This window comes from Pseudomonas sp. MYb60, from assembly GCF_002979555.1.
In the GTDB taxonomy this organism is placed as follows: Bacteria; Pseudomonadota; Gammaproteobacteria; order Pseudomonadales; family Pseudomonadaceae; genus Aquipseudomonas.
Genome location: NZ_PCOZ01000006.1, coordinates 110,277 through 124,267, shown reverse-complemented (window position 1 = coordinate 124,267; position 13,991 = coordinate 110,277). Strand labels below are relative to the sequence as shown.

Below are 13,991 nucleotides of genomic sequence, written 5' to 3'. Positions count from 1 at the left end.
CTGGGGATAGCGCGGTTAGTCGAGTTTGCTCGGTGGCGGCTCCGGCGCATCCTGGACGTTGCCCGCTGGTGGCTCGGGCTTATCAGGGCCTTCAACGGGCGCCACGATGGTCTTGCGGTCATCTTCCACCGGCACCAGTTTGTATTCCTGGCCGTGCATGTTCTTGAGGTACACCTCCATCTGCCGGAAGGAGATGTTGATGTGCTGCTTCTTGAATTCACGGTTGATGTAGCGGTTGACCTCGTCCAGCACCGGGTTGCGGTCGCCCAGGTCGCGCACGTGCATGCGCAGTTCGTGGTCGAGGGTGCTTTCGCCGAAGTTGAGGAAATACACGTGGGGCTCGGGTTCTTTCAGGACCCGTGGGTTTTCCCTGGCGGCCTTGAGCAACAATTCCTTCACCAGGTCCAGGTCGGAGCCGTAGTCCACACCCAGTTTCAGGGTGACCCGGGTGATGGTGTCGGTCAGCGACCAGTTGATCAGTTGCCCGGTAATGAAGGTCTTGTTCGGGACAATGATGTCCTTGCGATCAAAGTCGGTGATCGTCGTGGCGCGGATGCGGATCTTGCTCACCGTGCCCGACAGGTTGCCGATGGTGATGGTGTCGCCGATCCGTACCGGGCGCTCGAACAGGATCATGATGCCGGAGATGAAGTTGGCGAAGATCTCCTGCATGCCAAAGCCCAGGCCCACCGACAGGGCGGCCACCAGCCATTGCAGCTTGTCCCAGCTCACGCCGAGGGTCGACAGCGTCGAGACGAAGCCCACCCCGGCAATCACATAGGACAGTAACGTGGTGGTCGCATAGGCGCTGCCTTGTGCCAGGTCCAGCTTGGACAGCACCAGCACCTCCAGCAAGCCGGGCAGGTTGCGCGCCAGGGCAAAGGTGATGCCGACGATGATCAGCGCGCCAAGCAAGTCGCCGATGCTGATGGGCACCATGCTGATGTTGGCGCCGGTGCCGCTGGTGTATTCGTAGAGCGTGACGTTATCCAGGTAGGAAAACACCGAGATCAGGTCGGACCACACCCAGTACAGCGCGGCGATAAAGCCGCCGAGCAAGGCCAGGCGGATCAGTCGCAACGACTGTTCGTTGACCTTTTCGATGTCCAGTGTCGGCTCTTCGATCACCACCTCGCCTTCGCCGGCCTCTTTGGCCGCCTGGCGTTTGGCCAGTGCCCGGGCATAGGCCAGGCGGCGTGCGGCGACGCTTAGCCAGCGCACGAAGGTGGCCTCGATCACCAGCCAGAACATCAGCAGGTACAGGGTGTTGATCAGTCGGTCACTGAGTTTCAGCGCGGTGTAGTAATAACCGAAGCACACCGCAACAAACAGAGCGATGGGCAGGGCGGTGAACACCAGCCCCACGGCCTTGCGGAACAGCGAGGCTTTTTCGTGGGTCGGGCTGTTGAGCAGCAAGCGGCCCAGCAGCCAGGCCATCAGCGCGTAGCAGGTGAGTACGACGCCGATACCGAGCACGTCGTCGGCCAGTGCCGCCGGCTGGTGTTCGGCGATGGCCACCACCGCCACCAGCGCCAGCACCACCAGACCGAGCTTGCGCACCCAGCCCTGGAGAAATTCGACCTGGGGTTTTTCCCAGCGGAAATGCAACTCGGCCACGCCGCCCGGCGCAAGGATGCGGTACGCCGTGTAGAACACCATCCACGCCTGGGCGATCTGCAGCAATGCCGCGCCGAGGTTGGCATTCTGCCCCCGCGCATCGATCTGCAGCGCATAGCCACACAGCGCCAGGCCCAGGGCCACCGGCATCGCCAGCAGGATGTTGATCAAAATCGCCTGGGGTGTATGCCACTGGCTGTCGCGCTTGAAGTGGCCGATGTCCAGGTGAACCTTGTTGAGGCGCTGGTACAGGTGCTTGCGCCGCCACAGCAGGGCGCCGATCAGCAGCAGCAGCGGCAGGAACAGCAGCGGGCGCTGGGTCAGGCCGTCATACAGTTCGCTGACGCTGGAGGCCCAGGGCAGGGTGGTGATCTGCTTGCTCAGGTGCGCTGGCACGGTTTCCAGCCACTCGGTGTCCAGCGGCTTGTTGCTGGGAATCCAGAACATCTGCTCGTCCAGCGTCGCGCGCAGGGTGGTGGCGGTGCTGAGCAGTTGTTTCTGGTTCAGTTGCAGGGTGATGGATTCATTCAGCAGGGCGCTCAGCTCACGGCTCAAGCGTTCCAGCAGGTCGCTGCGGGTGATCGCCAGTTCCAGCAGGGTGCGGCGCAGTTGCGGGGTGACGTCTTCCGGCGACTGGTTGGCGAGCAGGGTATCCACGTAGTTGCTGGGTGAGCTGATCAACTCGCGCTGCTGGTTGACCTCGAATTGGTACAGGCGAATGTTGGCGATGTCGTCCGCCAGGTCGCGGTCGACTGTCAGGCGCGGCAGGGCCTGCTTCTGTTTGTAGAGGATCTTGGACAGCAGCAGGCTGCCCTTGAGCACGTTGATCTGCTCATCCAGGGCCGAATCGCTCTGGGTCACCGTGTCCAGTTGCTGCTTGGTCTTGAGGTTCTTCTGGGTCAGGTCATTGAGGCGGTCGGTGCTTTTGAGCAGGTAGTCGGACAGCTTCAGGTTGGCCGCGCTCTCGGTGGCCAGCAGGCTGCTGCCGCCGGCTTTTTGCGCCTCGATGGACTGTTGGGTGACCGTTTGCTGGGACTGGGCCAGGCGCTTTTGGTTGATCAGGGTTTGCAGGTCCTGGATCTCTTGTTCCAGGCGTGCGGTTTTCTCCTGGATCAGGTCGTGCTGGCTGTTGCCCAGGTCTTGCAGCTGGCTGTTGCCGGCCAGTTCCTGGCGGCGCAGGGGGATCAGTGCGTTGAGGGCGGCGAGTTCGGCGTTGAGCTGGTTGCGTTGGTCGCCGGTAAGGGCCTTGCCGTTGTCCTTGCCGGCCTTGAGGATCGAGTTGATTTGCAGGATGCGCGTCTGGCTGCTGCTGATCTCGGTCTGGGCGCGCTCGGGGCGGGTCTGGGCGGCGATGGTCAGGCTGTTGGCGTCGGCCAGCTCCTTTTGCAGGTCGCCCTGCTGGGTGCTGCGCTGCACCAGCAATTGCTCGAGCTGCGGCACCGGCAGGCTGGCGTAACGCTGGGCCACCGGGATGACTTTGGTGGCCTTCAGGCGCGTGAGTTCACGCTGGTTGTCGGCGGTCTGGCGCGGCGCGTCGTCCAGCTGGCGCTTGAGGTCGGCCAGGCGCTGCTCGTAATCCTGTTTGTTGCCCAGGTAGGTCAGGGTCTGCTGCAGGATGGTCTGCAGCGCCTTCATGTCGGCGTCCGGCAGCTTGCGGTCGGGCAACTTGTCCAGGGTTTGCTGGATGGCATCGGCGCTGGGCGGGTCGGCCGCGTGAACGGTACCGACGCAGAGGGTCAGGCCCAGCAGGGCAGTGGCGAGAAACGTGCGCAGGGTAGGCATAGAGACCGGTCTTGCAAGGTGAAGAATCGGGGCGTCGTCGCCCCGCAGTTTAGAGGAAGAGTCCGGGACCCGGGCGACTTCCTTCGGGGAATCTGACGCCCACTTTGCCGATCTTGTTCCCGTCCATGACCGCGACGGTCCAGATGGTGTTGTTCCACTCCACCTGGTCGCCGACGATCGGCGCGCCACCGACTTTCTGGGTGATGAAGCTGCTCAATGGCATGTCCGGGTCGATGCCTTCGAGCTGGAGGCCATACAGGGCGGAGACCGCGCCCAGCTGGGCATCGCCTTCCAGCACGAAGTCGCCGAAGAAGCGCAGGTCGAGGCCGCGTTGCGGTGCCTGGCTGAACAGCTTGCCCAGGGCCGGGAGGTTGTGTTCGTGGCCGATCACGCAGAGCAGATCATCCACTTCCAGCACCGTACTACCCGACGGATGGAGCAGTTGCTGGCCTCGAAACAGGGCAGCAATCCGCGTGCCCTCGGGCATCTTCAGCTCGCGCAGGGCGGCGCCGATGCACCATTTCTCGGCGCCCAGGCGGTAGACGAACAGCTCCCACTCGCTGGTGACGTGCACTTCCAGCGCGGCGCGGGAGATGGGCGCCGGGTCCGGCGGTACGGTGACTTTGAGCAGCTTGGCCACCCACGGCAGGCTGGTGCCCTGTACCAGCAGCGAGACCAGCACAATGAAGAACGCCAGGTTGAAGTACAGCTGCGCGTGCGGCAGGCCGGCCATCAGCGGGAACACCGCCAGGATGATCGGGACCGCGCCGCGCAGGCCAACCCAGGCGATAAAGGCTTTTTCACGCCCGTGGAACGCCTTGAACGGCAGCAGGCCGACCATCACCGACAGCGGCCGCGCGAACAGGATCATCCACAGCGCGAGGCCCAGGGCGGGCAGGGCGATAGGGAGCAAGTCGTGCGGTGTGACCAGCAGGCCCAGTACCAGGAACATACCGATCTGTGCCAGCCAGGCCATGCCGTCGAGCATGTGCAAAATGCCATGACGGCTACGCACCGGGCGGTTGCCGATCACCAGGCCGCACAGGTACACGGCGAGGAAGCCACTGCCGTGCAGGGCGTTGGTCACGGCGAAGACGAACAGGCCGCCGGCGATCACCAGGATCGGGTACAGGCCGGTGGCCAGGTTGATGCGGTTGACCATCTGCAGCATCAGCCAGCCGCCGCCCAGGCCGACGATGCCGCCGATGCCGAATTCACGTACCAGGTGCGTCAGCAGGCTCCAGTGCAGGCCGGTCTGGCCGCTGGCGAGCATGTCGATGAGGGTGACGGTGAGGAACACCGCCATGGGGTCGTTGCTGCCGGATTCGATTTCCAGGCTGGCGGTGACCCGTTCGTTGAGGCCCTTGCCGCCCAGCAGCGAAAACACCGCCGCGGCGTCGGTCGAGCCGACGATGGCGCCGATCAGCAGGCCCTGGATGATATTCAGGTCGAACAGCCAGGCCGCTGCCATGCCCGTGAGACCGGTGGTAATCAACACCCCCACCGTGGCCAGCGACAAGGCGGGCCAGAGTGCCACGCGGAAACTCGCTACCCGCGTGCGCAGGCCGCCGTCCAGCAGGATCACGGCCAGCGCGAGGTTGCCCACCAGGTAGGCGGTCGGGTAGTTATCGAAGATGATGCCGCCGCCGTCGACGCCGGCAACCATGCCCACGGCCAGGATGATCACCAGAATCGGAATCCCCAAGCGGGACGAAAGGGAGCTCACCAGAATGCTCGCACTCACCAGCAACGCGCCGATCAAGAACAGGCTGTTGATGGTCGTCGCATTCAAAGGCAGTACTCCATGAGCAAACAAGACGGGGCGCAAACTGACCATGCAGTCTGCGTGCCAGCGATTCTAACCTGTTGAATTGCTGCGCTGTCAAAAAGCTTTTAAAGACAGGCACAGATCTAAATGTGGGAGGGGGTTTGCCCCGATCGCGGTGGCCCAGCTATCGATAAGCCGGCTGACACACCGCCTTCGGGGGCAAGCCCCCTGCCACAATTTTGACCCCGTTGTTTCAGTCAGAGGCGGAAACGGCCGACCATCCCGTTCAAATCCACTGCCAGGCGCGACAGCTCACTGCTCGCCGCACTGGTCTGGCTGGCACCGGTGGCTGACTGCACCGACAGATCGCGAATGTTCACCAGGTTGCGGTCCACTTCCCGCGCCACCTGCGCCTGTTCTTCCGCCGCGCTGGCGATCACCAGGTTGCGTTCGTTGATTTCCACGATCGCGGTATTGATGGTGTCCAACGAGATCCCTGCGCCTTTGGCGATGTTCAGCGTCGATTCTGCGCGTTCGGTGCTGTTGCGCATCGAGTCAACGGCGTGCTCGGTGCCGGCCTGGATGCTGCCGATCATGCGTTCGATCTCGCTGGTCGACTGCTGGGTGCGATGGGCGAGCGCGCGCACCTCGTCGGCCACCACGGCAAACCCGCGACCCGCCTCACCGGCACGGGCGGCTTCGATGGCCGCGTTGAGGGCCAGCAGGTTGGTCTGATCAGCCAGGCCGCGAATTACGTCCAGCACTTTGCCGATATCGCGGGACTCAGTGGCCAGGTCGCCAATCAAGGTAGCGGTGGCTTGTACGTCGCCGCTCATGCGTTCGATGGCGCTGACGGTTTCCTGCACCAGGTCACGGCCGTCGCCGGCGGAAGCCGTGGCGTTGCGCGAGGCTTCAGACGTGCTCACCGCATTGCGTGCGACTTCTTCCACGGCACTGGTCATCTCGTTGACTGCCGTGGCGGCCTGTTCGATTTCGTTGTTCTGCTGGGTCAGGCCACGGGCGCTTTCGTCGGTGACGGCGTTCAGCTCTTCCGCCGCAGACGCCAGTTGGGTGGCGGAACCGGCGATACGCTGCAGGGTGTCGCGCAGCTTGTTCTGCATCTTGGCCATGGCGGCCAGCAGGCGACCGGCTTCGTCGTTGCCCTCGGCCTTGATCGGGCGTGTCAGGTTGCCTTCGGCGACTTCTTCGGCGGCTTCCAGCGCCTGGGCAATCGGTACCGTGATGCTGCGGGTCAGTAACCAGGCAAACAACAGGGTCAGCGCCGTGGCGAGTACCAGCAGGCCAACGACCAGGGTGAAGGCCTGGTCGTATTGGTCCTTGGCCTTTTGGTTAGTGACCAGGGCCATCTTGTTGTTGATGTCCAGCAAGCGCGCGAGCACCGCGTTGACCTGCTCGGAATTGCTGAGCAGGTCGCTGTTGACCAGTGCGCGCAAGGCCTCAACCTGGTTGGCCTGGGACAGGCTCTTCATGCGCGCTTCAATCTGGCGGTACTGGCCGAGCAGGTTGATATATTCGTCGTACGCGGCGCGCTCTTCGCGGCTGTCGATCAATTTCTCGTAGATGGCTTGGGCGGCGCGGATCTGCTGGTCGCGCAGTTCGAAGGTTTCCAGGGTCTTCTGCTGGACGTCCGGTTCGCGGTTGGTCAGCAGTCGATACGACAGCACGCGCAGGCGCAGGGTCAGTTGGGTGAACTCGTCGAGGGCGCGGATGCTTGGCACGCTGGACAGCGTGATCTCTTCGGCGGCGCCACGGATCTTGCTCATCTGGTTCAAGGCAAACACACCGAGAAACAACATCAGCGCGCCGATACACGCGAAGCCGAGAAAGGCGCGCGGCGCGATGTTCATATTACGAAGGGACATGCTGGAAACCTTGGGGAGAGCGCGATCCGTGCGGCCGTGAGACGGGGTGTGCTTCTCTATCGGTCATACGACTAAAGTCTAAAGGGCCGTGTGCGTTTTTGTCGCATCCGACGAGCTTCAGGAACCAGATCGGGGAATTGCAGTCACTAAGGCTCGAAAGTGCGGCCCGGCCCTGAAAAATCGGGCTGCGCGCCGGGGATAACCCTGGCATCCGAGGTGAATTTTCTTTATCGTCACCGCCCTTTGAAAAAGCCCGAGAAATCAAAATGTTAGAAGCATCCCTCAGCCAACTGGAACAACTGGTCAGCGACCTGGTACAGCAGAACCAGGATCTACTGGGCACCAACGAATCCCTCAAGGCCGAACTGGCGCGCGCCAAGGATGAGAACGACAGCCTGCAACTGAACCTGATGGAACAGGAAGAAAAACAAGGCGCCACTGCCGCCCGCATCCAAGCGCTGGTTGAGCGTGTGAGCGCAGGTCCTGTGAACGCATGAATGAAGGGATAAAGGTCGTTTCGATTCTCGGAGAGGATTACTCGATCAAGGCACCGGCCGGGGAAGAGAAAACCCTGCTGCACGCCGTGACCATGCTCAAGGCCTCCCTGGCCGCCACCAAGAAAAAGTACCCGACCCTCATCGGTGACAAATTACTGGTGCTGGCGGCGCTGAACCTGTGCGCCGAGCAGATCGAAATGCAGCAGGCCCATCAGCAGGAACTCGACCGTTACCAAGAGCAAGTCAGCGCCACGGTCGATGTGATTTCCAAGGCGATTGGGCAGCCGTAGAGGTTAGAACCACTCATCCTGCATGCCGAGGCACGTATCATCCCGTGCCTCCAGGATCGCCAGTTCATGATGGCAGCCCGGTACTTCCCAGGTCAGGAAGTAGCGGGCGGCCTGGAGCTTGCCTTTATAGAAGGCCACATCCGCCGCATTCCCCTTGGCCAACCCTTCTTCGGCGCGAATCGCCTGTTCCAGCCAGCGCCAGCCAATCACCATATGCCCGAATACCTTCAAGTACAGTGCCGAGTTCGCCAGGCTGCTGTTGACCTTGCCGTGGGCGAGATCCGTCAGCAGCCCGATGGTGACGCCTTGCAAGCGACTCACCAGCGTTTCCAGCGGCTCGCGCAGGGCGGTCAGCGAGGGATATTCCTGCGCCCGCGCGCCGGTTTCGGCGATCAGCCTGATCAGTTGCTTCAAGCCCGCGCCGCCGTTCTGCGCCAGTTTGCGCCCCAGCAAGTCCAGGGACTGGATGCCATGGGTGCCTTCGTGGATAGGGTTCAGGCGGTTGTCGCGGTAATACTGTTCCACCGGGTATTCACGGGTGTAGCCGTGGCCGCCGAGGATCTGGATCGCCAGTTCGTTGGCCTTGAGGCAGAACTCCGACGGCCAGGATTTGACGATGGGGGTGAGCAGGTCCAGCAGTTCATGGGCCTGCTTGCGCTGGGCCTCGTCTTCCAGGGTGGTGGTGTCGTCGAACAGGCGTGCGGCGTAGAGGCCCAGGTCGAAGGCGCCTTCGACGTAGGATTTCTGCGTGAGCAGCATGCGCTTGATGTCGGCGTGTTGAATGATCGACACCGGTGCGGTTGTCGGATCCTTGCTGTCCGGCAGGCGACCCTGCGGGCGTTCTCGGGCGTATTCCAGGGAATACAGGTAACCGGCATAACCGAGCATGACCGCGCCCATGCCCACGCCAATGCGGGCCTCGTTCATCATCTGGAACATGCAGCTCAGGCCCTGGTGCGGTTTACCCACTAGATAGCCGACGCAGTTGCCGTTATCGCCGAAGTTAAGCGCCGTCGATGTGGTGCCGCGCCAGCCCATCTTGTGAAACAGGCCCGCCAGCAATACGTCGTTGCGCTCGCCCAGGCTGCCGTCATCGTTGACCAGAAATTTGGGCACGATAAACAGCGAGATACCCTTCACCCCGGCCGGCGCGTCCGGCAGCTTGGCCAGCACCATGTGCACGATGTTTTCCGACAACGGGTGGTCGCCGCCAGAAATGAAAATCTTGTTGCCCTTGAGCCGATAGGTGCCGTCGGCTGCAGGCTCGGCGCGTGTCCGAATATCCGACAGCGATGAGCCGGCATGCGGCTCGGTGAGCGCCATGGTGCCGAACAAACGGCCGTCGATCATCGGTTGCAGAAAGCGTTGTTTCTGTTCGTCGGTGCCGAAACTTTCGATGAGATTGGCGGCGCCCATGGTCAGGAATGGGTAGGACGTGGACGCGGCGTTGGCCGATTGGAAGTGCGCGAAACAGGCCTGGGACAGCAGGGTGGGCAATTGCATGCCGCCAGCTTCGAAACTGCGCGCTGCGTTGAGAAAGCCTGCTTCAAGGAACGCGTCGACGGCGGGTTTGACTTCCGGGATCAGGATGGCGTTGCCGTCCTCATAGCGGGGCTCGTTTTCGTCGTTTTTGCGGTTGTGGGGCGCGAAGTACTTCTCGGCAATATTGCGCGCCGTACTGATTGCAGCGTCAAAGGTTTCGCGGTTGTGTTCGGCAAACCGCTCGCGCTGGGTCAGGCCCTCGGCATCGAGGACTTCGTACAGCTCGAAAGCCAGATTGCGGGAACTGAGCAGCGTCTCGGACATGGCGGCTTACCTCTATGGGAATAGGGCCGAGTCTAAGTGTGCAAATGAAGGGTGGATAGCAAGATTGATGTGGGTGATGGAAGGCCAGAATGTGGGAGGGGGCAAGCCCCCTCCCGCATGGGTTACTGCGTTTAGCCGATGGTCATCAGGCTGGCGTTACCGCCTGCTGCCGCGGTGTTGACGCTCAACGCCCGCTCGATCACCAGGCGCTCCAGCGCAATCGCCGTCTCGCCTTGCGACAAGCCATGCACGCCGACAATTGCACCGCTACGTTGCGCCACTTGCTGGCACACCGCACGCAATTGATCGGAATCACCGTGGTGCAGGACTGCGTCGAATACCACGTCGTCCTTGGTCCAGTCGGCCACGCGCTTGATCTTCGCCTGGATTTCCTTTGGCAGGCGTGGGAACAAGGCCTTGGTCAGGTCAGTCTCTGGCCATACCGCCGAACCGCCAACGGCCAATACCGCCGCCAGTTGGGTCAGCAGGTCACCTTCCACTTCCGCGAGTGACAACACGTGTTCGCGCGGCAGGATGGCGTAGCTGTTGCGCTCACCGGTCGGGCCCGCCAACTGGCGGGTGATGCCGCTTTGTGATTGCACGGCGAACTGGCTGCACAGGGCGCTCAGGTCGCTGAACTTATTGCTGTCGGCCCAGGCTTTCAGCGCAGTCAGCGGCTGGCTCATGGCGTCACGCAGGCGTACATCTGGCGCCGCCAAAGCATCGCCACGTGTGAAGGATTGCTCGATGGCATCCGTAGGACGTGTCGACAGCAGGCGGTACAGGTACAGCGGGCCACCGGCTTTCGGGCCAGTGCCCGACAGGCCTTCGCCGCCGAACGGTTGCACGCCGACCACAGCACCCACGATATTGCGGTTCACATAGACGTTACCGGCATTGACGTTGTCGATCACCTTGGCGATGGTCTCGTCGATGCGGGTGTGCACGCCCAGGGTCAGGCCATAGCCCGAAGCATTGATCTGGCCGATGAGCTGGTCGATCTCTTTGCGCTTGTAGCGCACCACGTGCAGCACCGGGCCGAAGATTTCGCGTTGCAGTTCGTCGAAGCTTTCCAGCTCGATCAGGGTTGGCATCACGAAGGTGCCGCGCTTGATTTCTTCGCCGTCGGCAATCGCCACCTGGTACACATTGCGGCCTTTGTCGCGCATGGCCTGGATGTGTTTCTCGATGCCGGCCTTGGCTTCGGCGTCGATCACCGGGCCGATGTCGACCGACAGGCGCTCCGGGTTACCCAGGCGGCATTCCGCCATGGCGCCCTTGAGCATTTCGATCACACGGTCTGCCGAATCTTCCTGCAGGCACAGTACGCGCAGGGCCGAGCAACGCTGGCCGGCGCTGTCGAAGGCCGATGACACCACGTCGATCACCACCTGCTCGGTGAGTGCCGAGGAGTCGACAATCATGGCGTTCTGGCCGCCGGTTTCGGCGATCAGCGGGATCGGACGGCCCTGGGCATCCAGGCGACCAGCGACATTACGCTGTAGCAAGCGCGCGACTTCGGTGGAGCCAGTGAACATCACGCCTTTGACGCGATCATCACCTACCAGGCGGGCACCGACGCTTTCGCCCTGGCCCGGCAGCAATTGCAGCACGCCTTCCGGAATACCGGCTTCCAGCAGGATGCGCACGGCCTGTGCAGCCACCAGCGGGGTTTGTTCGGCTGGCTTGGCCAGTACCGGGTTGCCGGCGGCCAGTGCAGCGGCGACTTGGCCACTGAAGATCGCCAGCGGGAAGTTCCACGGGCTGATGCACACCACCGGACCCAGCGGGCGGTGGGCGTCATTGGTGAAATCATTGCGTGCCTGCACGGCGTAGTAGCGCAGGAAATCCACGGCTTCACGCACTTCGGCGATGGCGTTGGCAAAGGTCTTGCCGGCTTCGCGAGCCAGCAGGCCCATCAGCGGCTGGATCTCGGCCTCCATCAGGTCGGCGGCGCGTTCCAGGATGGCGGCACGTTCGGCGGGCGGGGTGGCCTGCCAGATCGGGCCGGCGCTGATGGCGCATTGGATGGCGTTGTCGACGTCTTCGACCGTGGCCTCTTGCACGTGGCCAACCACGTCACGCAGGTCGGACGGGTTCAGTACGGGCGCCGCTGGCTGCTCGCTGGAAGCGCAGCCGAGCATCGGCGCCGCTTTCCAGTTGTTGTGGGCGGTCGCCAGCAGGGCGCAGGACAACGACGCCAGGCGGTGTTCGTTGGCCAGGTCGATACCGGCCGAGTTGGCGCGCTCGCTGCCGTACAGGTCGCGCGGCAAAGGGATGCGCGGGTGCGGCAAGCCGAAGCCGCCCTCCTGCGTGGCCATTTGCTCAATGCTGGCCACTGGGTCGGCCACCAGCTCCTGAATCGAGATGGACTGGTCGGCAATGCGGTTGACGAACGAGGTATTCGCGCCGTTTTCCAGCAGGCGACGCACCAGGTAGGCCAGCAGTGTTTCGTGCGTGCCGACCGGGGCGTACACGCGGCAGGGACGGTTCAGCTTGCCTTCGGAAACCTTGCCTACAACCTGCTCGTACAGCGGTTCACCCATGCCGTGCAGGCACTGGAACTCGTACTGGCCCGGGTAATAGTTCTGACCGGCGATATGGTAGATGGCCGACAAGGTATGGGCGTTGTGCGTGGCGAACTGCGGGTAGATGACTTCCGGTACCGACAGCAGTTTGCGTGCGCAGGCGATGTAGGAAACGTCGGTGTACACCTTGCGGGTATACACCGGGTAGCCCTCCAGGCCTTCGACCTGGGCGCGCTTGATCTCGCTGTCCCAGTACGCGCCTTTTACCAGGCGGATCATCAGGCGATGGCGGCTGCGGCGCGCCAGGTCGATGACATAGTCGATCACATACGGGCAACGCTTCTGGTAGGCCTGGATCACAAAGCCGATGCCGTTCCAGCCGGTCAGTTGCGGCTCGAAGCACAAGCGTTCGAGCAGGTCCAGCGACAGCTCCAGGCGGTCGGCTTCTTCGGCGTCGATGTTCAGGCCGATATCGTATTGCTTGGCCAGCAGGGTCAGGGACAGCAGGCGCGGGTACAGCTCATCCATCACACGCTCGTACTGCGCACGGCTGTAGCGCGGGTGCAGTGCCGAGAGCTTGATGGAGATGCCCGGGCCTTCATAGATCCCACGGCCATGGGAGGCTTTGCCGATGGAGTGAATGGCTTGTTCGTAAGAGGCCAGGTATTTCTGGGCATCGTGTTCGGTGAGGGCGGCTTCCCCGAGCATGTCATAGGAATAACGGAAGCCCTTGGCTTCGAACTTGCTCGCGTTGGCCAGGGCTTCGGCGATGGTTTCGCCGGTGACGAACTGCTCGCCCATCAGGCGCATGGCCATGTCGACGCCCTTGCGGATCATCGGCTCGCCGCTCTTGCCGATGATGCGGCTCAGGGACGAGGTCAGGCCCGCTTCGTTATGCGTGGACACCAGTTTGCCGGTCAGCAGCAGGCCCCAGGTGGCGGCGTTGACGAACAGCGACGGGCTGTTGCCCAAGTGCGGCTGCCAGTTGCCGGTGCTGATCTTGTCGCGGATCAGCGCGTCGCGGGTGCCCTTGTCCGGGATGCGCAGCAGCGCTTCGGCCAGGCACATCAGGGCCACGCCTTCCTGGGACGACAGGGAAAACTCTTGCAGCAGGCCCTGAACAATACCGGCACGGCCGCCAGCACTCTTCTGATTGCGCAGTTTCTCGGCAATGGTGGCGGCCAACTTGTTGGTGGCTTCGGCCATCGGCGCTGGCAGGCGAGCCTGTTCGATCAGCATCGGGACCACTTCCGGCTCGGGGCGGCGGTAAGCGGCAGTGATCGAGGCGCGCAATACCGATTGCGGCAGGATACTTTCAGCAAATTCCAGGAAGCACTGGTGGGCGTGGTCGGTCTGGACTTCGCCGGCGTCGTCAGCGTCCTTGTTGCTCAAGCCATTGAGCTCGGTAAGGGTTGCACCACCCTCGAGTTTCTCCAGGTAATTGAAAATCGCCTGCTTGATCAGCCAGTGTGGCGTGCGATCAATGGAGGTCGCGGCAGCCTTCAGGCGTTCGCGGGTCGGGTCGTCGAGTTTGACCCCAAGGGTGGTCGTAGCCATTTTGTTATCCTCATGGGTGCCACTACCGAGTGGCATCAGCTGGCGGCAAGATTAGCTTTGCGGTGACAGAGGTGCAACCGGGTGCAACCCTTTTTATCCATGAAATTTTCGAAGGGTTGCATGAATTAAAACCACCCTCGACGAAATACGCGTCGCCTTGGTGCATTTGCTTCTGAGACCCCATGTTCTTGCTCCGAAAAGGAGCAAAAACAGGGCCTTTTCTTCAAAACACATCAGGGTGCAACTTATTCTCCAGAAACTGG

At 62.4% G+C, this 13,991-nt stretch carries 6 protein-coding genes and 2 pseudogenes; 2 read left to right on the top strand and 6 right to left on the bottom strand.

What is annotated here, in order from left to right:
* Nucleotides 1–15 precede the first annotated feature (15 nt).
* From mscK to CQ041_RS26815, 4 genes and pseudogenes are all read right to left on the bottom strand, one after another.
* Nucleotides 16–3,399 carry a mechanosensitive channel MscK gene (gene mscK / locus CQ041_RS12090; protein WP_105522067.1) on the bottom strand — a complete coding sequence of 1,128 codons (3,384 nt, stop codon included), beginning with the start codon at nt 3,397–3,399 and terminating at the stop codon, nt 16–18.
* Between the two features lie 49 nt (nt 3,400–3,448).
* Nucleotides 3,449–5,191 carry a potassium/proton antiporter gene (locus CQ041_RS12085; protein WP_105522066.1) on the bottom strand — a complete coding sequence of 581 codons (1,743 nt, stop codon included), beginning with the start codon at nt 5,189–5,191 and terminating at the stop codon, nt 3,449–3,451.
* A 233-nt stretch (nt 5,192–5,424) separates the two neighbouring features.
* A pseudogene (locus CQ041_RS26820) lies at nt 5,425–6,024 on the bottom strand (methyl-accepting chemotaxis protein); the annotation flags it as partial.
* Nucleotides 6,025–6,327: 303 nt separating this feature from the next.
* Nucleotides 6,328–6,984: pseudogene (locus tag CQ041_RS26815) on the bottom strand (MCP four helix bundle domain-containing protein); the annotation flags it as partial.
* A gap of 332 nt (nt 6,985–7,316) precedes the next feature.
* On the opposite strand from CQ041_RS26815, the gene CQ041_RS12075 reads away from it, so the two are divergent.
* The gene (locus CQ041_RS12075; RefSeq protein WP_105522064.1) at nt 7,317–7,547 is read left to right on the top strand and encodes a hypothetical protein; all 231 of its coding nucleotides are present in this window, start codon (nt 7,317–7,319) and stop codon (nt 7,545–7,547) included.
* Nucleotides 7,544–7,837 (top strand): cell division protein ZapA, encoded by a 294-nt coding sequence (locus CQ041_RS12070; protein WP_105522063.1) that lies wholly within the window; start codon nt 7,544–7,546, stop codon nt 7,835–7,837. The genes CQ041_RS12075 and CQ041_RS12070 overlap by 4 nt, the downstream gene beginning before the upstream one ends.
* 3 nt (nt 7,838–7,840) lie before the next feature.
* Here the strand turns inward: CQ041_RS12070 and CQ041_RS12065 are convergent, their stop codons facing one another.
* Together CQ041_RS12065 and putA are read right to left on the bottom strand one after the other, a co-directional pair.
* The gene (locus CQ041_RS12065; RefSeq protein ID WP_105522062.1) at nt 7,841–9,643 is read right to left on the bottom strand and encodes an acyl-CoA dehydrogenase; all 1,803 of its coding nucleotides are present in this window, start codon (nt 9,641–9,643) and stop codon (nt 7,841–7,843) included.
* Nucleotides 9,644–9,774: 131 nt separating this feature from the next.
* Nucleotides 9,775–13,728 (bottom strand): trifunctional transcriptional regulator/proline dehydrogenase/L-glutamate gamma-semialdehyde dehydrogenase, encoded by a 3,954-nt coding sequence (putA, locus tag CQ041_RS12060; protein ID WP_105522061.1) that lies wholly within the window; start codon nt 13,726–13,728, stop codon nt 9,775–9,777.
* Nucleotides 13,729–13,991: the final 263 nt, after the last annotated feature.